Genomic DNA, 22,157 nt, shown 5'->3' on the forward strand with positions numbered 1-22,157 from the left:
AATATGGTTTTTCTTAGCCTCTTTCTCTACTGCATGTATATCGCAGAATTGTTACTGCCAATCTGTGAAATGGAGATAGTAGCACCAAAACTCAATTGAATTACCTGGAGAAAGTTGTCTGTACCTAGTTGTAGTAGCTCTGCACTATTAAAGCTGCCGGTTTGAGTGAGATTGATAGTGTTTAGCTCACCCAGTTGAATGATGTCCGCATCATCAATATAACCAGACTGCGTTGAACTTACTTGATTCTGTAGGCCTTGTTGCAGCAACTGTAGTCTTGCACTAAAGCCATCTTGAATGGCTATTAATGTGTTTTGATCAAGTTCCTGGTCTATAGCTGCCTCAGAGGCTGATCCACTTTGACTAATATCAGCACTATTATCCGATCCACTTTGTGTGACAACACTACTGGCCCCTTCAATAGCGAGTTGTATTGACGTGGCGCTATTACTTGTTCCTGTTTGTGTTATCTCGGAAAAATTATTAATGTTTATCTGGTTGATTGTGGACCCGTTGTTTGTTCCACTTTGAGATGTAAAGGCCTGGTTGTTTTGAGCAAGATTAACAATTATAGAAGCGCGATTACTCTGTCCTTGCTGGATGGAACTGTTAAATCCCTGAATAGAGTTGCTTGTTTGGATGCTAGTAGCACTGGAATCTGTAAGTTGTACTATTGAGTTGGTATTAAAGGCGCCGTTAGTATTTGTTATCCGGGCAGTGTTGTTATTGCCAAATTGTTGAATTTGATTATTGGTTCCCAGAGACTGTATCAGGATAATTCTAGTATCAATATTCTGGCTTCCACTTTGGATAATACTGGCAGAGTTTGCTATGCCACTTTCTTTATCGATAATCTCAGCTCTATTAAAATTACCTAACTGGCTAATAGAGACATCACTAAGAGCAACATCATCTTGGATAGATTCCGAAAAATTTAGGGTTCCTATCTGCGAGATGTTAGCAGTTGTACCAGTGGAAAGGTTTTGTATGCTCGTAATTTGATTTAGGGATTGTTCCTGACTGATGCTTATAGTGCTAAACAGTGTACTTGTCTGTGAGGTTTCGGCCTTGTTGAGAACATTAAGCTGGGAGACTGATGTCGTGCTACCCAGGCTGCTGGATTGGGCTGACATTAGCTCGTTTGATACGCCTCTCTGCAACTGGATAATAGATCCTTCAGTATTGCCGTTGGATTGCTGAGCCACCACATTATTAAATTCACCATCTTGTGTTTGCATGATGAGATTGTTAATGATGGTTGGGTCGCTTTGGTCCCCTATAGCCCGATTGCCAATGCCCTGTTGTGACAGGATATAAGTGTTGGTTGCGAGGGCCTGGCAGCAGAATAGTAAGGTTGATGCCGCGATAAGATAGCCTGGTATGAGCATAATTCCTCCACTGCACAGGCTGGCGTAAATCTTTAACTTAGGCTGTATCTTGCCGGCACTGGGCACCGTGTAATGATTGCCATATAAAATTATGGTGAAAATATAATGGTTTGTATATGAGAGATAAGTACTGAATTACTAGGGAAATAGGTTCAAGCTTTATTCCTGGTTGAGTGTTTGTTTATTGGTGGCTCCGTGTATGTTTCTGTAAATGGAAGTGCTTCCCAATTTGAGTAAACTTGTGAGATACTTCAAGTCCACTTCACCTTTGCCCAGTTTTTCCTGAAAATAGAAATAACCCTATAAAATGTGTGGTTTTTTTCAGGTTATCTACACAGAAAAAGATTCTTCACCCCAGTTAGAATAATTCACAGACTACTCATTTTTTTGTTAACTATTTTTGTTAATTGAGTGAGAATAGGGCTCTTTCCCAATCCCTGGAAATGGAATCTCGGGCGATATCCCGCACTGATGCGGATGACTGAAAAGTCGGCGCTTTTGCCTAGGTTGCGGCGCCGCCGGACAGATAAACCCCTGTGTCCTGCTTTTTTTAGGACGCCTTTGATTCTCCAAGCAAAGCAGGCCTGTCGGGGTGGTCTTGTACTGCGAATTATTTGTGTAGGGAGCCTGGTGTTCCCGTAGTTGGTAAGGAGAATGGATTTTGATACCTATCGTTGACCGCGCGCGCGCGGAGTCTATTGCACCTATTTGGCGTATGCCGTTTCGCCCTTTTTTCTGGGGAGCTGCTCTGTGGAGTATGGTTGCCCTGGTTATCTGGCAGGGGCAGTTATTCGGTTGGCAGATGCCGGCTTTTCGAATGGGGGTAGTCTGGCACTCCCATGAGATGCTGTTCGGGTTCGCGGCTACTGTTGTTGTAGGTTTTCTCGGCACGGCCATGCAAACCTGGACTGGTATCCCCTCGCCAAAGGGAACCCAACTTATTGCTTTGGTCGGCCTGTGGCTCTTGGCCCGTTTGGGCTACCTGTTGGCGGCGGTTCCTATTTGGATGCCGGTAATTGCTGAAGTCTCCTTTTTCCTGTTCTCAGCGTTTTTGCTCGGAGCCAGGGTTTTGCGAACCAAGCAGTGGCGAAATATGTTTGTATTGCCTGCGATACTGATGTTTGCCGCATTGTCCGCTAGCCACTGGTTGCTGCCAGGGGCACAGAGCCGAATCGCCTTGCTGGCTCTGCTGTTGGTGACGGCGATTATTCTGATAATCGGCGGGCGGGTTATACCCTTCTTTACGGCGCGCCGCTTTCACTTGAGCCCAAGAGATAAGATACCGGCTGTAGAGTGGGGTACCCATATTGCCGCGGTGGGTTTGTTACTGTCGGTGGCTGTTGGTTTGCCGCAAATGGTTTGGGCTTTTTTTGCGGTCTCTCTGGGTATTTTGCAGGTGATCCGGGTAGTTCGCTGGCACCCGACAAAAATATGGGCAGAACCGATGGTTTGGTCTCTGCATGTGAGCTACTGGTTAGTTATTTTGGGGTGTTTTCTCGCGGCTCTGGCCTGGAGCCAAATTGCCCCTTCCTGGCAGAGTCCCGCTTTACACGCATTTGCCGTTGGCGGTATTGGCGGATTGATCTTGTCTATGACCAGCCGCGTCAGTCTCGGCCACACAGGTCGGATATTGAAGGCGCCGCGCTTGATGCCCCTGGCTTTTATGGCCCTGGCGTTATCTGCTCTCGCACGTGTGTTTTGGGCACCCGCCCCGAGTGGTTTGCTCGCAGCAATTATTGCCTGGGTAGTCGGTTACACGCTTTTCTTACTGTATTACACCCCGGTGCTTTTCCAGCCGCGCGTTGACGGTCATCCCGGCTAATTCTCTCTATGTGATCTTCAGTTGCTGCGAGAAACCTTATCATCGCAGCAACTGTGGTCGAGTAAAGCCATCATTAGCTGGTCTATTCAGAGTCTGCACTAGCTACCTGGGGTAGTTTGTCTACTTTAGGTACTGTTTCCAGTTCCCGGTCCCACTCGGCTTTACTGGCCATAAAGATATGGGCATTAGGCCTTACATCTATTGGGCGATCCAGGCTGCCAGCGGGAACCGCTAAGAGGCCAATTTCAGGATCTTCTCGTGGCACTGCGGAACCGCATTGATTGCAAAAGCTTTTGCTGTGCCTCGTCCCTGCCAGCTTAAAGGTTTTGACCTGTTCTGCACCGGATAGCCATTCAAGTTTCGCTGATGCGAAGAATAGGTTTGCTGCATGAGCTGAACCGGTATCTTTGCGGCAGTAACTACAGTGGCAGAGAAAGAAGCCCCCAAAGTCACCTTCAATTTCGAAGTTAATAGTGCCGCATAGGCACGATCCTTTTTGTTCCATTGCTCAATGCTCCTCTATTTAGTTGTACTTATCGTAATTGGGGGAAATTGTGATTTATTTTGGATGTCTCGGTGGGTTTTTGGGGTATCAAACCCGTATGGTCCCGCTCAAATAGGGTACTGCTTTGCCTGAGATAATGACCCTGTCCCCGGCGATGGTGCAATTCAGCAGGCCGCCGCGCTTGGAGGCTTGATAGGCGATCAGCTCTTTCTTATCCAGAATTTGTGACCAGTAAGGGGCGAGCCCTGTGTGAATAGAACCGGTCACCGGATCTTCGGCACCACCATTGGATGGCCAGAAATATCGGGAGATAAAATCGTACTTATCGGATTTTGCCGTGACGACCACATCGTAGGGGGCGAGCTTTCGCAGGCTGCTCGCATCCTGCTGTACATCCAATACGTCTCGCTCACTATTGTAGATGGCAAAGTAAGCTTGGTTGTTAAGTAACACTTGACTTGGTGTTATTGAAAGCCCCTCCAGTAATTCTGGCGGTATGCGATCTATGGGTTGTGGCTCCCTTCGTGGGAAGTCCATGGAAATAATTCTATTTTCCCCTCGGCTTATTGTCATTTTGCCCACAGCGGCCGCATGGAGCTGGAGTTGCTCGCATTGAGGGTTTTGAGAAAAAAGAACATGGGCTGACGCCAGGGTGGCATGACCACAAAAATCAATTTCCGTTAACGGTGAAAACCAGCGAATTCCATAACCGGTATCTGGGCGTTTTACCAGGAACGCGGTTTCGGAAAGGTTATTTTCTGCAGCGATGGATTGCATTAAATTTTCATCCAGCCAATTCTCAGTAACAACAACTCCTGCTGAATTTCCGTGAAAGACTTTGTCGGTAAAAGCGTTAATGAAATGAATTTCAAGTTCCATATTTGAACTCCATGGTGCTCCAGTTTTTCAGAAGCGCTGGTGGCGGGCGTGATATTTTATACCCCTAAAGTTCACCAATTTATACCTCTGTAGAGCGGCTTGGGATTGGCTTTAACCTGATCTGGATCAGTTTATCCCGGATGTGAGTCACTAGAGTGACTTGTATTTGTTGCGTGCAAATCAGGGGTGTGAAAATGACGGAGTCCGATGTAGCTATCGTAGGTGCTGGACCGGCGGGACTTTCCTTGGCGGTGATGCTCGCCCGCAAAGGGTGTCAGGTGGCAATTATTGAGCGCCAGGATAAGTCGGCGCTGTCCTCTCCCGTTGATGATGGCCGCGAGATTGCTCTGACACATAAATCCTACAAGCTGCTGCAAGAACTGGGGGCTTGGCAGAGATTATCCCCGGAAGAGATTAGCCCGCTAAATGCTGCCGAAGTAGTCGACGGCAATTCCCCTTCGACACTCCACTTTAGCCCGGGAGAGAGGGGGCCTCTGGGTTTTATTGTCTCCAACTCTGCAATCCGGCGAATCTTATATGAGACAGTTTTGGAGACTGAGAATATAACTCTGCTCGATAACTCGACCGTTACCGGGATGACATTGAGTGGCGCCATGCGTCATCTTGAGTTGGCAGAGGGGGAGGGCGTGCGCGCTTCCCTGGTGGTTGCAGCCGACAGCCGTTTTTCTGAAGTGCGACGCATGGCGGGAATTGGCGCCGATATGCGCGACTTTGGCCGAGTGGCGATTGTCGGCCCTGTACGCACCGAATTACCCCACGATGGTATTGCCCGGGAGTGTTTCCGCTACGGCTCGACACTGGCGCTGTTGCCTTTGCCCAAGGCAAATATTTCATCGGCCGTGGTTACTGTTCCCGCCAGTCTCTCTGCCCAGATTATGGCGATGGGTAATGAAGAGTTTGCCGGGCACGTATCCCGCGAAAGCGCGTCCCAGCTCAGCGGTGTCGAAGCTTTTGGTGAGCGCCACTGTTATCCATTGGTTGCGGTTTATGCACATCATTTTTTCACTGAGCGCTTTGCCTTGGTGGGAGATGCCGCTGTGGGGATGCATCCAGTGACCGCGCATGGATTTAATTTGGGCTTGGCCGGTGCGGATACTTTGGCCCGTCAACTGGATAGTGTTAGCCGTCTATATAGCCCGGCCAAGCTGACTCGGGCCTTGGCCCGTTACCAGATGCTGCACCGGGTTGAATCCAAGCCGATTTACTCTGGAACTAATAGGGTGGTGGATTTGTTTACTGACGATCGCCTGCCGGCCAAGTTGCTGCGCAAAATGGTGTTGCGAGTCAGTGATCGCTTTCCCCCAATTCGAAACGCAATAGTGCACCAGTTAACTCGCTAGCTTATCCAGAGGCTTGTTAAGAGAGTTCTGCTCTTCGTTCTTTTTATAAAAAGTACTTGTGCAAGAAAGAAGACGGTATATGAAGGTGGCCTGCTTGCGGGATTTTCTTCCTTTTCTATACTGATTTGCGAGATGGTAGAGACGGCTTTAACCCCCCGGTGAAAACAAATGCCAATTACGGCTTGACTCACCGGGTCAGCACCAATAGAATGCGCAGCCTCTTGAGTGGTTGGGCTGGTCCCGCCGCAGGGAAACAAAGATCAACCAGGCTTTGTTTCTTGGAGTTGTTGCGGGGTGGAGCAGCCTGGTAGCTCGTCGGGCTCATAACCCGAAGGTCGTAGGTTCAAATCCTGCCCCCGCTACCAATTTTACCTTCGGGTAAAATATTTGATTGCGCATTTGTTGTTGCGGGGTGGAGCAGCCTGGTAGCTCGTCGGGCTCATAACCCGAAGGTCGTAGGTTCAAATCCTGCCCCCGCTACCAACTTTCCTTAGGGAAACTTTGATTGCGCTTTCGTTGTTGCGGGGTGGAGCAGCCTGGTAGCTCGTCGGGCTCATAACCCGAAGGTCGTAGGTTCAAATCCTGCCCCCGCTACCAAATTTTGCATTCGTGCACACTGACTGCGCGAATGTGCGGTCAAAGCCCCGTCAGGGGCTTTTTCGTATCTGCAAGAAAAGTTGCAGATATTTTTCGAAGTGGGCCGTAGGCCCATTTTTTGTATGTGGTGACGAGAATGGCGAGCAAACGCGAATTGCTGGAAGAGCTTCTGGCGCCGGTGGTGGCATCGCTGGGGTGTGAGTTGTGGGGTATTGAGTACCAAACCCACGGTCGCAACGCGCTGCTGCGCATTTATATCGACTCCGAAAACGGTATTTCCGTTGAGGATTGCGAGAAAGTGAGCCGCCAATCCAGTGCTGTACTGGATGTGGAAGATCCCATCAGTAGTAAGTACACACTTGAAGTCTCTTCCCCAGGGCTCGACCGCCCTCTTTATAAGCTGGCCCAGTACGAGCGCTTTATCGGCGCCCAGATTGAAGTTCGCCTGCGTATGCCTCTGGATGGGCAGCGTAAGTGGCGCGGACTGCTGGCCGGTGTAGAGGGTGATGAAGTGGTTCTGCGTGTAGATAGTGAAAACGAATACCTTTTGCCGATCGACAGTATCGAAAAAGCAAATATCATTCCCCAATTTACCAAATAACCTGTAGGAGCCTGAGCTCAGGCGATTTTGAGGCACAGTTGCATGAACAAAGAGATCTTGCTGGTAGCCGAGGCGGTATCCAACGAGAAGGGCGTTGACCAGGAGATTATTTTCCAGGCCATCGAAGCGGCATTGGCAACGGCCACGAAGAAGCGCTACGACGAAGATTCAACCATTGAGGTTATCATTGATCGTCGTTCAGGCGATTACGAGACTTTCCGCAGCTGGGAAGTGGTCGGTGATGAAGTCTTGGCTGAGTTGGGTACCCAGTTCACCCTGGAAGAAGCCCACGAAAAAGATGCTGACCTGAAAGCAGGTGACGTTTTCCGCGAGCAGGTGGAAAATGTAGAATTTGGACGCATCGCCGCACAGACCGCAAAGCAGGTCATCGTACAAAAGGTACGTGAAGCCGAGCGCGCCAAAGTTGTAGACGAGTACCGCGATCGCGTTGGCGAAATGGTTAGCGGCACTGTGAAGAAGGTGACCCGCGACTTTATCGCTGTAGACCTGGGTAATAATGCCGAAGCGCGCCTGCCCCGCGATCAGCTGGTTGGTCGCGAAATTTTCCGACTCGGTGATCGCGTGCGCGCAATCCTGTTGGAAATCCAACCGGAAGCCCGCGGCCCCCAGCTGATGCTGAGCCGCTCCTGCCCGGAAATGATTGTCGAATTGTTCCGCATTGAAGTGCCGGAAATTTCCGAGCAGGTAATCGAAATTAAAGGCGCGGCCCGCGATCCCGGGCTGCGTGCAAAAATCGCTGTAAATACCAACGACGGTCGCATCGACCCGGTGGGTGCTTGTGTGGGCATGCGCGGCGCGCGTGTTCAGGCGGTATCCAACGAGCTGTCTGGTGAGCGCGTAGATATCGTTCTGTGGGACGAAAACCCCGCTCAGTTCGTTATCAATGCGATGGCGCCAGCAGAAATTGAATCCATCGTGGTCGACGAAGACACCGGTTCTATGGATGTAGCCGTGGCAGAGGAAAACCTCGCAATGGCTATCGGCCGCAGCGGCCAGAATGTGCGCTTGGCCTCCGAGCTGACCCAGTGGCAGATCAATGTCATGAGCAGTGACGAGTGGCAGAGCAAGCAGGAAGCCGAGTCCAGCTCCATCATGCAGGTGTTTATGGATCGCCTGGATATCGATGAAGACGTTGCCGGTGTGCTGGTTGAAGAGGGCTTTGCCTCTCTTGAAGAAGTAGCTTATGTACCCATCGAAGAGATGCTCGCAATTGAGGGCTTCGATGAGGATATCGCTGAGGAGCTGCGCGCCCGCGCCAAGGACACCCTGTTGACCCAAGCGCTGGCATCTGAAGAGAAGCTGGATGCATCTGAGCCCCAGGAAGACCTTTTGAATATGGACGGTATGGAGCGCCAGCTGGCATTCCAACTGGCCAGCCGTGGTATTTCCACGATGGAAGACCTGGCAGAGCAGGCTGTCGATGACCTGCTGGATATCGAAGGTCTCGACCAGGAGCGCGCTGCAGCGCTGATTATGAAGGCGCGTGAGCCCTGGTTTGCCGATGACAGCGGCGAAGAAGCTTAAATGCAGCGAAAAATAACTTACGTATAAGTAACCCCCTCCGACCAAGTGACTTTTAGGAGAGAGAATGGCCGAAGTAACAGTTAGTGAACTCGCCAAATCGGTTGGTGCCACCGAAGACCGTCTGCTCAAGCAGATGAAAGAAGCGGGTTTGCCTCACACCTCTGTGGATGCAGTGGTGTCAGACGAGGAAAAGCAGGTCTTGCTCAGTTTCCTGAAAAGCAGTCACGGGGAGCAGGGCGCCGCGCCGCGCAAGATCACCTTGAAGCGCAAAACCACAAGCACGCTGAAGACTGGCTCTGGCACCGGCCGCAAGACTGTGAATGTGGAAGTGCGCAAGAAGCGCACTTATGTGAAGCGCCCTCAAGCTGAGCTTGAAACCGTAGCGGCAGGCGAAGAATCGAGCAGCCCCGAGCAGGAAGCGGCAGTCGATGCCCTGCAAAATGAGCAGGAAAGACTGGAGGCCGAAGCCGAGCGTGCTCGCGTAGAAGCCGAGGCAGAAGCTGCACGCCTAGCGGCGGAAGAAGAGGCGCTAGCCAAAGCCGAAGCCGAGGCGAAAGCCAAGGCTGAAGCCGAAGCGAAAGCCAAGGCCGAAGCAGAAGCAAAAGCCAAGGCTGAAGCCGAAGCGAAAGCAAGCAATGAAGTAAAAGCCGATCAAGATGCGGCTAAATCAGAGGATAAGACCGCGGAAAACGTAGTGAAAAAGGCAGAGCCCGCCGCACCAATCCGCTCAAGCTACTCAGACGATATCGAGGCAATGCGAATTGCCGCGATGGAGCGTCGCAAGCAGCAGGCTGAGCAGGAAAAGCGTGAACTTGAAGAGAAGAAAGCTAAAGTAGAAGCTGACCGACGCGCAGCCCAGGAAAAGAAAGAGAAAGCTGCGCAAGCTGCACAGACAGCCAAGGCTAAGCCAGCACCGGCAAAAAGTGCTGAGAAGACCTCTGAGGTCAAGCCAGCTCTGCGTCGCAAGCTGGAGGCAGCATCCACTGCTCCCGCTGAAGCTGATCGCTCTGAGGACGAGCCGCGTAAGCGTCGCGGTCGCCGCTCCAAGTCCGGCCCGAAAAAATCCAGCAAAACCGCTCTGTACGAACAGGCGCTGGAAGTATTTGAGGAAGACGAAGCATCCAAGCGCAGCACGCGCTCCCTGTCTCGTCCGACCTTGAAGGTTAAACCTACGCACGGCTTTAAAAGGCCCACGGAGAAACAGGTGTACGAAGTACAGTTGGGCGAAACCATCACTGTTGGCGAGCTGGCCAAACAGATGAATGTGAAAGCCGGTGACCTGATCAAGCGCCTGATGAAAATGGGCGAGATGGTTACTATCAACCAGAGCCTGGACCGTGAAACTGCACAGCTGATCATCGAAGAGATGGGCCACAAGGTGGTATTCCGCTCTGAGAGCGAGCTGGAGGAAGCGCTGGTTGCCGAGACCCAGGCCAGTGAAGGCACTGAGGTGTCCCGCGCACCAGTAGTTACCGTTATGGGTCACGTTGACCACGGTAAAACCTCCCTTCTGGACTACATCCGTAAGACCAAGGTGGCTTCCGGTGAGGCCGGTGGTATTACCCAGCACATCGGTGCTTACCGTGTGAAAACCAGCCAGGGCGAGATCGCTTTCCTGGATACCCCCGGACACGCCGCCTTTACTGCGATGCGCGCCCGTGGCGCCCAGGCGACTGACGTGGTTATCCTGGTGGTGGCTGCTGACGACGGTGTGATGCCGCAGACTGAAGAAGCTGTGAACCACGCCCGCGCTGCCGGTGTACCGCTGGTTGTTGCAATCAACAAGTGCGACAAAGAAGCTGCCGATCCCGATCGTGTTAAAAACGAGCTGGCTGCGAAAGATGTAATTCCTGAAGACTGGGGCGGTGATACCCAGTTTATCAATGTGTCTGCACACACTGGTGAAGGCATCGACGACCTGCTGGAAGCGATTTCCCTGCAAGCAGAGATGCTGGAGCTGAAGGCCAAGGTCAAGGTACCGGCAACAGGTGTTGTGATCGAATCCCGCCTGGAAAAAGGTCGCGGTGTTGTGGCCACCCTGCTGGTACAGAACGGCGAGCTGAAGCGCGGCGATATCGTACTGGCAGGCCAGAGCTACGGCCGTGTTCGTGCCATGACCAACGAGCTGGGCAAGCAGGTTAAAGAAGCTGGCCCTTCAACTCCGGTTGAGCTGCTGGGTCTGGACACCACACCCAACGCCGGTGACGAGTTCATGGTGGTTGCGGATGAGCGCAGAGCTCGTGAAGTAGCCGAACAGCGCGGTGATAAAGAGCGTCGTGAGCGGATGCAGCGCCAGCAGGCGGCCAAGCTGGAAAACATGTTTGCGAACATGGAAGCCGGCGAGCGCAAAGTACTGCCGGTTGTTATCAAAGCGGACGTTCGCGGCTCCCTGGAAGCTATCCTGGGCGCACTGGCGGATATCGGCAACGAAGAAGTTTCTGTCAACGTCGTGTCCAGCGGTGTAGGTGGTATCGCCGAGAACGATATCAACCTGGCCCTGACCTCCGGCGCTATCGTACTGGGCTTCAACACCCGTGCTGATGTGGCTGCCCGAAAGGTTGCTGAGACAGAAGGCGTAGAGATTCGTTACTACAGCGTGATCTACAACCTGCTGGACGAAGTGAAGCAGGCGCTGTCCGGTATGCTTGATCCGGAAATACGCGAAGAAATCGTGGGTATTGCCCAGGTTCGCGATGTATTCCGCTCACCGAAGTTTGGCGCCATTGCCGGTTGTATGGTTACCGAAGGTACCGTCTACCGCAACAAGCCGATCCGCGTACTGCGCGACAACGTTGTGATCTACCAGGGCGAACTGGAATCCCTGCGTCGCTTCAAAGACGATGTGCAAGATGTGCGCAACGGCATGGAGTGTGGTATCGGGGTTAAGGACTACAACGACGTTAAGTCCGGTGACCAGATCGAAGTTTACGATATCGTTAAGGTTGCTCGCGAACTCTAAGGAGTTCCGCAGCGGATCGAGGATAAACCCGCGCGGCCTAGCCGTGCGGGTTTTCCTGTCTTTAAACCGCCATTCTCAATAGGTAAACAATGGCAAGAGAATTTCATCGCGCAGACCGCGTCGCCGACGCCATGCGCCGCGAGCTGGCCCAGCTGATCCAACACGAGATTCGCGATCCTCGCCTGGGTATGATCAACGTCAATGATGTTGAAGTCAGCCGCGACCTAACCGTTGCTAAAGTTTTTGTCACCCTGGTGGGTGAGGATGATCGCAGCAAAATTAATACCTCTATCGAAGTGCTGAATAAAGCCGCCGGCTTTCTGCGCACGCAGCTTGCGCGCGCAATCCAGATTCGCACTATTCCCCGTTTGCACTTCCGCTACGATGAGACCTCGGTGCGCGGCCAGGCGCTGTCTGCCCTGATCGACAAGGCGGTTAAAGAAGATCGCAAACACCAAGACGACGATAGCGACTCCAACGAAGATTAATCCATGGGCCGCAGACCAAAATGGGGCCGGCCGGTTCACGGCGTGCTGTTATTGAACAAGCCCGCCGGGATTACCGCCAACGACGCCCTGCAAAAAGCCAAACGACTCTTTTTCGCCAATCGCGCCGGTCATACCGGAGCGCTGGACCCCCTGGCAACCGGCGTATTGCCGATCTGTTTCGGCGAAGCGACCAAGTTTTCCCAGTACCTGCTCGATGCGGACAAGCGCTATCGCAGTACTTTTGTTTTCGGTATGACCACTGCTAGTGGCGATGCCGATGGCGATGTACTGGAAACCAAAGATGCTTCCGGTTTGACTGAAGAAGCCGTGCTGAAAGCGATGGAAGCCTTTCGCGGTCCCATCAAGCAAGTGCCGTCCATGTACTCGGCCCTCAAGCACAAGGGGCAGCCGCTGTATAAGTTGGCGCGCCAGGGCTTGGAAGTGGAGCGCGAGGCGCGGGAAGTAGAGATTTTTGAATTTGAACTGCTGAGCTTTACACCGGGCGCCCAGCCCCGTGCAGAAGTTGAGGTTCACTGCTCCAAGGGCACTTATATTCGCAGTATTGCCGAAGACCTGGGCCAGGCTCTGGGTGTCGGTGCCTATGTGGAAGAGTTGCACCGCAGCGCAGCCGGTCCCTACGTCGAAGCCGATTCAGTGACTCTGGATGAGCTCACCGCAGAGCGCGGTGAGGGCATGGCGGAGGAGTTGGATCACCACCTGTTATCGGTGGATTCTCCCGCCTCTTCGCTGCCCAAACTCACCCTTCCGGACGAGTCTGGTTACTATGTGCGTCAGGGGCAGCCGGTAATGGATTTGCAGGTCTACCGTATCGGTGAAGAAGGTGATATGGTGCGCCTCTTCCTGGAAAATGGCGATTTTCTGGGCGTAGGGGAAATTACTGACGACGGGTGCGTAGCGCCTCGGCGTCTGGTAAGCAGTACTTAAGCAGAAAACGCTATATTGGTGAGAGCCGATAGCGGTTGATGTGAGAGTATTGCAGTGGACTATGTCCACAACGGTGAGTAGCTGGTCTGTAAATATGCACGGGCCAGCCGAATCTTTTAAAGCATATTACGACGAGGTTAATCGTTATGGCACTGTCTGCAGTAGAAAAAGCAGCAATCCTGAAAGAGCACGGCCAATCTGAAGGCGACACCGGTTCTCCGGAAGTCCAGGTAGCCCTGCTGACTGCCAACATCAACAAACTGCAGGGTCACTTCTCTGCGCACAAGCAGGATCACCACTCTCGCCGTGGTCTGATCCGCATGGTAAACCAGCGTCGCAAGCTGCTGGACTACCTGAAGCGCAAGGATCTGAACCGTTACGCACAGCTGATCGCTAAGCTCGGCCTGCGTCGCTAAGACCCTGGAATGCCCGCCTCTGGCGGGCTTTCTTCTTTAATGCTTGCTGAAAAGTGGCGCTGTTGTCACTTTTCGGCAGTTTCGCAACACAACCCCAGGGGCAAATATCCCGGCGGATGTGCTGCGTTTGCACCGGCCACCCGGGTCGGTAGCGGTACATCCCCGTATCGCTCTGGATTGAAGGTTTGGAACTTCTATCCAGGCAACCACTGTAGGGGTTACTGGAATGGGCCAGTAACCGTAAGGAAATAGGAAAAAAACTAGTGAATCCAGTAAGCAAAACTTTCCAATACGGACAACACCAAGTCACCATCGAGACCGGCCGTATCGCGCGCCAGGCTACCGGTGCTGCCCTGGTTAGCATGGGAGAGACTGTCGTCCTGTGTACTGTTGTCGGCGCTAAAGAAGCCAAGCCAGATCAGGGCTTCTTCCCGTTGTCCGTGCACTATCAAGAAAAAGCCTACGCGGCTGGCAAAATTCCCGGTGGTTTCTTCAAGCGTGAAGGCCGCCCGTCTGAAAAAGAAACCCTGACTTCCCGTCTGATCGATCGCCCGATCCGCCCGCTGTTCCCGAACGGCTTTATGAACGAAGTTCAGGTGATGTGTACTGTTCTCTCCGCTGAGAAGGACATGGACCCGGATATCGCTGCCATGATCGGCACTTCCGCAGCGCTGTCTGTTTCCGGTATTCCTTTCGCAGGCCCCATCGGTGCTGCGCGCGTGGGTTACACCCAGCAAGACGGCTACCTGCTGAACCCGGGCTACGAAGCTCTGAAGACCTCCGAGCTGGACATGGTCGTTGCCGGTACCAAAGACGCCGTACTGATGGTGGAGTCCGAAGCCCAGGAGCTGCCGGAAGACATCATGCTGGGTGCCGTACTCTACGCACACCAGGAAATGCAGGCCATTATCAAGGTTTGTGAAGAGCTGAAAGCGGAAGCGGGCAAGCCCCAGTGGGACTGGCAGGCTCCGGCGGAAAACACCGAGCTTAAAGCTGCCCTGGACGCTCAGTTTGGCGAAAAGGTTGCCGAAGCCTACCGCATCACCAACAAGCAAGAGCGCAGCACCCGCCTGGCGGAACTGCGCAGCGAAGCCGCTGAAGCCCTGGCTACTGAAGAAATTAGCGTCGATCTGGTAAAAAGCTACTTCGGCAAGCTGGAGAAGAAGCTGGTGCGCGGCGCTGTCGTTCGCGGCGAGCCCCGTATCGACGGTCGCGACAGCAAAACTGTACGTTCGATCGCTGTGGAAGTTGGCGCTCTGCCCAAGTCCCACGGCTCTGCGCTGTTCACCCGTGGTGAGACCCAGGCTCTGGTAGTGGCTACCCTCGGTTCCACTGGCGATGCACAGATCATCGACGCCCTGGAAGGTGAGCGCAAAGACTACTTTATGCTGCACTACAACTTCCCTCCCTACTCTGTAGGTGAAGCGGGTCGTGTAGGTGCTACCGGTCGTCGCGAAATCGGTCACGGCCGCCTCGCTCGTCGCGGTATCGCTGCAGTTCTGCCGAGCCCGGATAGCTTCCCCTACACCGTGCGTGTAGTTTCCGAGATCACTGAATCCAACGGTTCCAGCTCCATGGCTTCCGTATGTGGTTCCAGCCTGGCGCTGATGGATGCGGGTGTTCCGCTGAAGGCACCGGTAGCCGGTATCGCTATGGGTCTGGTGAAGGAAGAAGAAGGCTACGCGGTTCTGACCGATATCCTCGGTGACGAGGACCACCTCGGCGATATGGACTTCAAAGTAGCGGGTACCGCCTCTGGTGTGACCGCGCTGCAGATGGACATCAAGATCGAAGGTATTACCGAAGAGATCATGGAGACCGCTCTGGAGCAGGCTCTGCACGCGCGTCTGCATATCCTCGCGGAAATGAACAAGGTGATCGACTCTTCCCGTACCACCGTGAATGAGAACGCACCGCGCTACGCGACCCTGAAGATCCATCCGGATAAGATCCGCGACGTGATCGGTAAGGGCGGTGCGACTATCCGCTCCATCACTGAAGAGACCGGCGCCTCCATCGATATCGAAGATGACGGCACTATCAAAGTCTTCGGTGAAGACGGTGAGAGCCTGGAAGCGGCGGTAACCCGCATCGAGGAGATCACTGCGGAAGCTGAGATTGGCGCTATCTACGAAGGTACCGTGGTACGTATCGTAGACTTCGGTGCGTTCGTTAACTTCCTGCCGGGCAAAGACGGTCTGGTGCATATCTCCCAGATCGCTGAAGAGCGCGTAAATGCCGTAACTGATTACCTGAGTGAAGGTGAGAAGATTAAGGTTAAGGTACTCGACGTTGACCAGCGTGGACGTATCAAGCTTTCTATCAAGGAAGCTAAGGCCGATGCAGCTGCCGCTGAAGAAGCCAAGCAAGCTTCCGACGAAGCTTAAGTCTACGGACTGAAAAAACCCGGCTTTTAAGCCGGGTTTTTTTGTATCTGCCGAAGCGGAATTGTCGCTTATTACCGGTTTTCTATTAGAATTCTGGAAAAAAAGGGCAAAACATTGGACAACTTCTGGCTGATCGACATTCTCCTCACCCTCGCCGCACTGCTGATTGCCAATCAGTACTGGCGTCTTACCAATGATCGCTTCCAATCAGCTGCACTCTTGGTGATAGCGGGTCTCCTATTTATCGCTGTCTCCGCGATTGTCGGTGCTTATCGCTACGGTATTGATCCCGGGGCAACCCAATTACACCGGGCTTTACTGCAACTATCCGGGTTTAGTTCGCTGTTGCTAATTGGAATAGGGTTGGTTTGGGCACGTTTCGAGATAGGTATTGGACAGAGTACCCGGGGACCCGCTTATGTAGTGCTGGTGCTGGTATTGGCCTCGTCTATTGGCGTCTCGGAAAGTGGCAGGTTATCGCCGCAGGAAGTGACAGAGGTATTTTCCGCCCTGGGCCTTCTATTGTGGTTGTGGGTTGCAATGATGGAATTGATGTCACCGCGACGACTATCGCCACCGGGTCCTTTGTTACTGGGGGCAGGGGCAGTAGTCATTGCAATGGATGGATTGTTTGTGGGTACCGGCGCTCCGCGAGTGCTGGGCTTGGCGCGTACAAACTGGTTCCACCTGCTGCTGGGCCTTTCGCTGTTTTCACTGTTGGCTGCCCGCCCGTTATTTGAAAAGGAAAATAATTCAAATGAGTAAAGTTACTACTGAACTTCGCGGAGGTTGCCACTGTGGCGCTATTCGCTATCGGGCGCAGCACGAGCGCGACTCAGAGGAGAAACTGGTAGCCCATGCGTGCAATTGCTCGATGTGTGAAAAAGTGGGTTTTCTGCATGTCATTATTCCCGCTGAAAACTTTAAGCTGTAGTCTGGGGAAAAAGACCTGGATTGTTATACGTTTAATACGGGAGTGGCCAAGCACCTGTTTTGTCGCCATTGCGGCGTTAAGGAACCTCTGAATAATTCCAAGCCAATATTGGTAATATTCACCTACCCATCAAGACTACGATGAATTATGCACCAAGTCACCTTTGCCGAAGCAGAATATAAGCTAAAGCGCCGTATAACTCGCCGAGAGAAGTTTCTTTCTCAAATGGAAGCCCTCATCCCATGGCAGCGACTAGAAGCTCAGATCACTCCTTGCTATCCACAAGGCAAACGTGGCCGACAGCCATATCCATTGAGTGTCATGCTCCGTATTCATTGCATGCAGCTATTTTATAATCTCAGTGATCCCGCTATGGAGGATGCACTGTATGAAATTGAATCCATGCGTAGTTTTGCTGGATTGACTTTGAGCGGCCCAATTCCCGATGAAACAACGATTCTTAACTTTCGCCACTTACTGGAGCTCAATCAGCTAGGTGCAGCTCTTTTTGATGAAATCAACAAGCATCTTGCTGAGAATGGCATGGTACTGCGTGAAGGCACGATTGTAGATGCCACTATTATCTCTGCGCCAACTTCAACCAAGAATAAAAAGAAAAAACGTGATCCAGAAATGCATCAAACAAAGAAAGGCAATCAGTGGCATTTTGGAATGAAAATGCATATCGGGGTTGATGATGTGCTCGGAGTAATACATAGCATAGATACAACAGCAGCGAATTCGCATGATGTCACAACTACAGAGCGAGTTCTCCACGGGGAGGAGAAAAGAATCTGGGGAGACTCTGGGTACATTGGTGCGGAGAAACGTGAAGAGTTGAAAGAGCGGGAGGCGGATTGGTATATAGCAATGAAGCCGAGCAAGCTAAAAACTCTTCCAGGGCGTGATGCACTTCGTAAAGCGGAAAAGATCAAGGCGCAGATAAGAGCGAAGGTCGAGCACCCCTTCCGCTACATCAAACGGGTATTTGGTTATGACAAGGTCCGCTATCGGGGACTGGTAAAAAATACTGAGAGGCTGTGCTTACTGGCAGGCTTTACCAACTTAATAATAGGGAGAAAATACTTGGCTGCCTAGGGGTGGTTCGCCTGAAATCCACCTATTGAGGGTTTCAGATGAAAAATTAGTGGACTATTACGCGCAAATTACGCGTTTGTGCGTAATAAAGTGAATTTTTCAAGCAGCTCAGCTTAATTCTGGAAAAATGCTTCGTTGATCAGAGGGTCCTTAAGTCTTTTTATGTGCCGCGCTCCAACCCGGATGGCTATAGTCTTAATGCGCGCTGTTTTGATGAGAGACCCGGAGACTTGGAGGTAGAACCTTTCGATGGTCAAAACTGGGAGCAGAACGCCGCAGAGCTGGCCCATCTCAGTAAATAAGTCGCGTAAAGAAAGTGATGCTCCAATCAATATCAGGTGATATGAGAGCCTATGGAAACTGGTCTGGTCTACGCTGTCTTACTCGATCGCAAAGGCTCGGGCCGAGAGCTTTCCTGGGCAGAGGTGAAATCCTGGCAACCTGATCAGGGAATTCTCTGGTTGCATTTTGACTACGACAGCACCAACACCGTCGAGTGGCTGCAACAGGATAGTGGACTCACAGCTACGGCGATAGAGACCCTGTCTGCAAAGACAACACGCCCCTGTGTAATGACTGTGGATCAGGGGCTGATGTTGGCTATGTATGGCATTGAGCGAAAATCCAAACCGCGCGCAAAGGATATGATCGCCATTCGCATTTGGGCCGAGGAAAACCGTATTATCAGTACCGGCCGACGGAAGTTGCTTTCAGAGGATGACTTGCTTTCTCGCTTGCGCAGTGGCTTTGGTCCCCGTGGAACTGCGGCTCTTTTGATGTCCCTGGCAGATCTGTTGGTCTTGCGTATGTGTGATCGGGCCGAAGACTTCGAAGAAAAAATCGATGACCTGGAAAACCTGTTATTAGATAAGGGGGGGGCGGAGCTTTCTTCCCTACTGGTTCGGTTGCGCAAGAGAACTATCGTACTGCGACGCTACTTATGCCTGCAGCGGGAGGTACTCGGGCGTTTACAGCAGGAATCCCTATCCTGGTTTGATGAGCACAGCCACGCCCTCTTGGGAGAGGTAAATGATCGGTTACAGCGCCATATCGACGATATCGATGCGGTAAGGGAGCGCGCGGCAATCGCTCAGGAGGAATTGTTGAGTCGCACTTCGGATCAGTTGAATAGTCGTATGTATGTACTATCAGTGGTGGCAGCAGTTTTTCTGCCGCTGAGCTTTCTCACTGGATTGTTTGGGATTAATGTCGGCGGTATTCCCTGGGGACAGTCGTCCTTGGGCTTTATTGCTTTTTGCATCTTGCTGGTGGTGGCATTGGCTGGGCAGATCGCTTTGTTTTACTGGAAAAAGTGGTTGTAGTTATCTTTTGAAGTATCCTAGCTAAATAGGTTATTTCAGTTATCTGGGCTGCCAATCAGCCACGAAACCCTATAGACCTTACGATTCGATCAGCATTCGCCATAATGGTAAAGGTGATGGTTGAGCCTGCAATATTGGGAAAGTTGGCAGAATCCACAATATGGACATTTTTAAAGTGTGCCGGCCTTCCTAAGAGGTCTGAGCGGAATATCTCATGTTTTCCTCCCATCGGGAAACTGCCACCAAGGTGGAAGCTTTTGCCTGGTGGTAGTACGGTGAGAAAGAAGGGGGGGACCATACCAAGCCTTATCAGTGAACGCCTTATTAAAGACTGTGTTCTTTGGGCGATTTCTCGGGCTCTCGTATTTTCAATTCCTCTTATTTCTATTGAAGAGCTATCTGCTTGTTTGTCGGTTAAAGTTAGTTCCAATGAATCAGAATCCTCAGAGGACATAAAACCCTGAATTACGTATAAGCGATCCAAGGCGACTTGCTTTGGGAAAAGGGGGGGAAGTAGAGATGTTAATTGTTCTTCAATAATTTGGCTTCGACCATAAAGTTGGAGGTGTATTTGTTCAGGACTTATGTTTGGATTGTCAACTTCTAGAAAGATTTCTGCGAGGGTAAACTCAATCTCATAACGATACCCTTTGTAGAGAAAGAGGGGGAAGAAAAAATACTGGCTGTTTTTGATTTTGATTGGAGTATTTAATAGATTGAGGGATCTTGCCAGTATTGTAGTGGTGGCAAACTGGCCGGTTGCGAGAAAAACTTTCTGTGCGGTAATTTTTTTTATTTTGCTATTGGTTATATCAACTGCAATCACGTCTACGCCTTGACTTGTTTCATGAATCTCCAGGACAAGAAGACCTTTATGTATGGTGAGTTTGTCTTTTTGTAGTTTTTCAAACAAGTATTTAGGGTTGAAAATAGATTGGTATGGGCATCCGTCAAAGCAGTGGCCGCAATATCTACATCCATGCTCCCCCTTGCTTGCATCTACCGCTAAGCGGGCTCGACCAAATTCAATGCCATTCCTCTGGAGATTACTTTCAATAGCCTTCATTTTTTTCAATAAGAAATCTGTCGGCGCATTTCTTTTGATGGCAGTAAAGTTGTTAGGGAATAGTGGATACTCGTTGTTGAGATTGTCTATCTCCGCACTTATAGGCATATAGCGGAGTACATTTTTGTAGGATGGCGTTAGTTCATTTAAGGAAATAGGCCAATTTGCTAGCTGATTTTCACTGTAGGGCATGATAGCTGCACCCCATACGTTCCCAAGCCCACCAAAGCCATGGGAAAATTCTGTATTACAGTTTTTTGTCGTAATGCTGAGAGGTTTTGGTACTCTGTATGGAAAGTCAGACCCAAATAGATATCTTCTTTCCAGGCCTTTTCGGGAGGCTACTGGAGCTGGAAACAGTTTATCTTTGTCCTCCTGAGTCCATGCATCAATGTTTTTTTTGGATAAGATATTAACTTGGTATTTGATATCGTCTTCAAGGTCATATGAAACATCAACGACTTCAACTTCTTGCCCAATATCTTGCAATGCCTTGACTGTAGCGATACTCGCAGGACCACTTCCGACAACTAGGTTCTTAATCCTGTCCACTGAAAGCCCTTCCCGCCAAGCATGCGGTTTATGCGTGGGTTAAAGTTCTCCTCAATAAGCAAAATTGTAGCTGGATTGTGTTTTCAGTCCGGTGTCGTTCACTCTGTCGGTAAATTGGTTAAGCCCCTTCCGATCCCCTGCGGAAGAGGCTGTGAACCGCTCGTTTAGTGCTTAACCCATGAGAAGTCTACAAATACTGGGTCGTGGTCGCTCAGCCCGGTGTACTCCGCGGAGCCAATATAATAATTGGTTACGTCCAGCGTGTAATTGGGGTTGTTATTAATAACGACGACATGATCGGTATCGTCCTGAAGTTCATCAGCACAGGCTTCCAAGCTGGTGTCACTGCCAGATAGCATATATTGGCAGGCATGCTTGCCGCCGGTTTTGGCAAAAAATGCTTTCCAGGTTTGGTAGTTTGTACCGCGCCAGCCGTCGTCATTTTCATCAAACGCCATATTGAAATCACCAGCCAAAATGACTGTGGCATTACTTGAGTGGGCGACGATCATATCGGCAATCTGGTCGAGTTGCTTGGCTTTGGCATTTAGGTCATCGTCTTGGTGTCCTGCATCCATATGGGTGTTGTACACATGAATATGGAAGTTTTTGGTCACTTCAACTTTTGCTACGGTAAAGCCTTTTTCGGTATCACAGTCATTACCTGCGCACTTATCAAAAGTTTCCTCCTCATAAGTGGCGAAGGTGTAGTCGTCGTCATCGCGATTATCTCGGTCAAACGGAAACTTGGAAAAGGTCAGCAGGCCATTGCCAAAGCTGGTACCAGTGCCTTTCCAGTGTTTGGAGCGATAGGGGACTGTGTCGTTATCGAGCTTGTCGTCGTCGTCCAGATAATTGGCTTTGGTTTTGCTCCAAGCCTCCTGCATCAACCAGAGGTCTTTGGGGTTATTATCAAAAGTGTTAATAATTTGTTTGAAGTCAGACTTGCTGTTGCCGCCTATACACTCCAAAAATCCATCCATGTTGTAGACGATCATGTCAAAACTGCCTGAATTGGCATCGGCAAATTCAGTGTCACCGTATTCATAGCCGTCCAGGTCTTTTGAGCCGGTATCGTCGACATCATCAATAAATTCAAACCAGTTACAAGAAGTAATTGCATCCCAAACGTCTTCAAAATCTACTGCTGCGGCGGAATGGCTGAATAGAAGTGTGAGTGAAAAAAATATTCTTTTTATCATTATTGCTCTCCAACTTTGTTATTACCGACGGTTTTGTAGTGGGGTCGAAAATTGGGGCGTTTCTCTGGCGGCCCCTTTGTTTTCGATGGA

General features: G+C 51.1%; 19 protein-coding genes and 3 tRNA genes. 17 read left to right on the top strand and 5 right to left on the bottom strand.

From position 1 onward, the window contains the following. Positions 1–26 precede the first annotated feature (26 nt). Entirely contained in the window at positions 27–1,388 is a 1,362-nt protein-coding gene (locus ACJJIN_RS21925; RefSeq protein WP_444896195.1) for a hypothetical protein, read from the bottom strand. A gap of 661 nt (positions 1,389–2,049) precedes the next feature. Between ACJJIN_RS21925 and ACJJIN_RS21930 the strand changes: the two genes are divergently transcribed. Further along, positions 2,050–3,210, top strand: coding sequence for an NnrS family protein (locus tag ACJJIN_RS21930; protein ID WP_444896196.1), 1,161 nt, complete (start codon positions 2,050–2,052; stop codon positions 3,208–3,210). Positions 3,211–3,292: 82 nt separating this feature from the next. Here ACJJIN_RS21930 and ACJJIN_RS21935 read toward each other — a convergent pair whose 3' ends face one another. Further along, the gene (locus ACJJIN_RS21935; protein ID WP_444896197.1) at positions 3,293–3,715 is read right to left on the bottom strand and encodes a GFA family protein; all 423 of its coding nucleotides are present in this window, start codon (positions 3,713–3,715) and stop codon (positions 3,293–3,295) included. Positions 3,716–3,802: 87 nt separating this feature from the next. Beyond that, positions 3,803–4,594 carry a PhzF family protein gene (locus ACJJIN_RS21940; RefSeq protein WP_444896198.1) on the bottom strand — a complete coding sequence of 264 codons (792 nt, stop codon included), beginning with the start codon at positions 4,592–4,594 and terminating at the stop codon, positions 3,803–3,805. Positions 4,595–4,788: 194 nt separating this feature from the next. Between ACJJIN_RS21940 and ubiM the strand changes: the two genes are divergently transcribed. From ubiM to ACJJIN_RS22020, 16 genes are all read left to right on the top strand, one after another. Beyond that, positions 4,789–5,955: a 5-demethoxyubiquinol-8 5-hydroxylase UbiM gene (ubiM, locus tag ACJJIN_RS21945; protein WP_444896199.1), complete on the top strand. Its 1,167-nt coding sequence runs from the start codon at positions 4,789–4,791 to the stop codon at positions 5,953–5,955. A 288-nt stretch (positions 5,956–6,243) separates the two neighbouring features. Further along, a tRNA-Met gene (locus tag ACJJIN_RS21950) sits at positions 6,244–6,320 on the top strand. 41 nt (positions 6,321–6,361) lie between these two features. After that, a tRNA-Met gene (locus tag ACJJIN_RS21955) sits at positions 6,362–6,438 on the top strand. Positions 6,439–6,475: 37 nt separating this feature from the next. Beyond that, positions 6,476–6,552: transfer RNA gene (locus tag ACJJIN_RS21960), tRNA-Met, on the top strand. Between the two features lie 136 nt (positions 6,553–6,688). Next, on the top strand, positions 6,689–7,153 hold the full coding sequence (gene rimP, locus ACJJIN_RS21965; protein WP_108734364.1) for a ribosome maturation factor RimP: 465 nt from the start codon (positions 6,689–6,691) through the stop codon (positions 7,151–7,153). Positions 7,154–7,195: 42 nt separating this feature from the next. Beyond that, positions 7,196–8,698 carry a transcription termination factor NusA gene (gene nusA, locus ACJJIN_RS21970; RefSeq protein ID WP_413663186.1) on the top strand — a complete coding sequence of 501 codons (1,503 nt, stop codon included), beginning with the start codon at positions 7,196–7,198 and terminating at the stop codon, positions 8,696–8,698. 64 nt (positions 8,699–8,762) lie between these two features. Then, positions 8,763–11,657, top strand: a complete 2,895-nt coding sequence (gene infB, locus ACJJIN_RS21975; protein ID WP_413663185.1) for a translation initiation factor IF-2 — start codon at positions 8,763–8,765, stop codon at positions 11,655–11,657. 89 nt (positions 11,658–11,746) lie between these two features. Next, entirely contained in the window at positions 11,747–12,145 is a 399-nt protein-coding gene (gene rbfA, locus ACJJIN_RS21980) for a 30S ribosome-binding factor RbfA (protein ID WP_108734361.1), read from the top strand. 3 nt (positions 12,146–12,148) lie between these two features. Continuing rightward, positions 12,149–13,090 (top strand): tRNA pseudouridine(55) synthase TruB, encoded by a 942-nt coding sequence (gene truB, locus ACJJIN_RS21985; RefSeq protein WP_108734360.1) that lies wholly within the window; start codon positions 12,149–12,151, stop codon positions 13,088–13,090. Between the two features lie 146 nt (positions 13,091–13,236). Next, on the top strand, positions 13,237–13,506 hold the full coding sequence (gene rpsO / locus ACJJIN_RS21990; RefSeq protein ID WP_252083174.1) for a 30S ribosomal protein S15: 270 nt from the start codon (positions 13,237–13,239) through the stop codon (positions 13,504–13,506). Between the two features lie 263 nt (positions 13,507–13,769). Beyond that, positions 13,770–15,893 carry a polyribonucleotide nucleotidyltransferase gene (pnp, locus tag ACJJIN_RS21995; RefSeq protein ID WP_444896200.1) on the top strand — a complete coding sequence of 708 codons (2,124 nt, stop codon included), beginning with the start codon at positions 13,770–13,772 and terminating at the stop codon, positions 15,891–15,893. Positions 15,894–16,007: 114 nt separating this feature from the next. After that, entirely contained in the window at positions 16,008–16,658 is a 651-nt protein-coding gene (locus ACJJIN_RS22000; RefSeq protein ID WP_444896201.1) for a hypothetical protein, read from the top strand. Then, positions 16,651–16,827: a GFA family protein gene (locus tag ACJJIN_RS22005; protein ID WP_444896202.1), complete on the top strand. Its 177-nt coding sequence runs from the start codon at positions 16,651–16,653 to the stop codon at positions 16,825–16,827. Before ACJJIN_RS22000 ends, ACJJIN_RS22005 begins: the two co-directional genes overlap by 8 nt. A 147-nt stretch (positions 16,828–16,974) precedes the next feature. After that, entirely contained in the window at positions 16,975–17,925 is a 951-nt protein-coding gene (locus ACJJIN_RS22010) for an IS5 family transposase (RefSeq protein WP_444895065.1), read from the top strand. Positions 17,926–18,089: 164 nt separating this feature from the next. Next, entirely contained in the window at positions 18,090–18,227 is a 138-nt protein-coding gene (locus tag ACJJIN_RS22015) for a hypothetical protein (protein ID WP_444896203.1), read from the top strand. A gap of 51 nt (positions 18,228–18,278) precedes the next feature. Then, entirely contained in the window at positions 18,279–19,247 is a 969-nt protein-coding gene (locus ACJJIN_RS22020; RefSeq protein ID WP_444896204.1) for a zinc transporter ZntB, read from the top strand. 55 nt (positions 19,248–19,302) lie between these two features. On the opposite strand, the gene ACJJIN_RS22025 is transcribed toward ACJJIN_RS22020, so the two are convergent. Beyond that, complete coding sequence (locus ACJJIN_RS22025; RefSeq protein WP_444896205.1) at positions 19,303–20,865, bottom strand: hypothetical protein; 1,563 nt, start codon at positions 20,863–20,865, stop codon at positions 19,303–19,305. Between the two features lie 164 nt (positions 20,866–21,029). After that, positions 21,030–22,067 carry an endonuclease/exonuclease/phosphatase family protein gene (locus ACJJIN_RS22030; protein WP_413663179.1) on the bottom strand — a complete coding sequence of 346 codons (1,038 nt, stop codon included), beginning with the start codon at positions 22,065–22,067 and terminating at the stop codon, positions 21,030–21,032. Positions 22,068–22,157 lie beyond the last annotated feature (90 nt).

The organism is Microbulbifer maximicatervae (SeqCode) (genome assembly GCF_052467505.1).

Coding starts and splice junctions, on each gene's coding strand:
- rpsO (WP_252083174.1), top strand. CDS start 13,237: ATGGCACTGTCTGCAGTAGAAAAAGCAGCAATCCTGAAAGAGCACGGC.
- ACJJIN_RS22010 (WP_444895065.1), top strand. CDS start 16,975: ATGCACCAAGTCACCTTTGCCGAAGCAGAATATAAGCTAAAGCGCCGT.
- ACJJIN_RS21935 (WP_444896197.1), bottom strand. CDS start 3,715: ATGGAACAAAAAGGATCGTGCCTATGCGGCACTATTAACTTCGAAATT.
- ACJJIN_RS22030 (WP_413663179.1), bottom strand. CDS start 22,067: ATGATAAAAAGAATATTTTTTTCACTCACACTTCTATTCAGCCATTCC.
- ACJJIN_RS22020 (WP_444896204.1), top strand. CDS start 18,279: ATGGAAACTGGTCTGGTCTACGCTGTCTTACTCGATCGCAAAGGCTCG.
- ubiM (WP_444896199.1), top strand. CDS start 4,789: ATGACGGAGTCCGATGTAGCTATCGTAGGTGCTGGACCGGCGGGACTT.
- rimP (WP_108734364.1), top strand. CDS start 6,689: ATGGCGAGCAAACGCGAATTGCTGGAAGAGCTTCTGGCGCCGGTGGTG.
- ACJJIN_RS21940 (WP_444896198.1), bottom strand. CDS start 4,594: ATGGAACTTGAAATTCATTTCATTAACGCTTTTACCGACAAAGTCTTT.
- nusA (WP_413663186.1), top strand. CDS start 7,196: ATGAACAAAGAGATCTTGCTGGTAGCCGAGGCGGTATCCAACGAGAAG.
- infB (WP_413663185.1), top strand. CDS start 8,763: ATGGCCGAAGTAACAGTTAGTGAACTCGCCAAATCGGTTGGTGCCACC.
- ACJJIN_RS22005 (WP_444896202.1), top strand. CDS start 16,651: ATGAGTAAAGTTACTACTGAACTTCGCGGAGGTTGCCACTGTGGCGCT.
- ACJJIN_RS21925 (WP_444896195.1), bottom strand. CDS start 1,388: ATGCTCATACCAGGCTATCTTATCGCGGCATCAACCTTACTATTCTGC.
- truB (WP_108734360.1), top strand. CDS start 12,149: ATGGGCCGCAGACCAAAATGGGGCCGGCCGGTTCACGGCGTGCTGTTA.
- rbfA (WP_108734361.1), top strand. CDS start 11,747: ATGGCAAGAGAATTTCATCGCGCAGACCGCGTCGCCGACGCCATGCGC.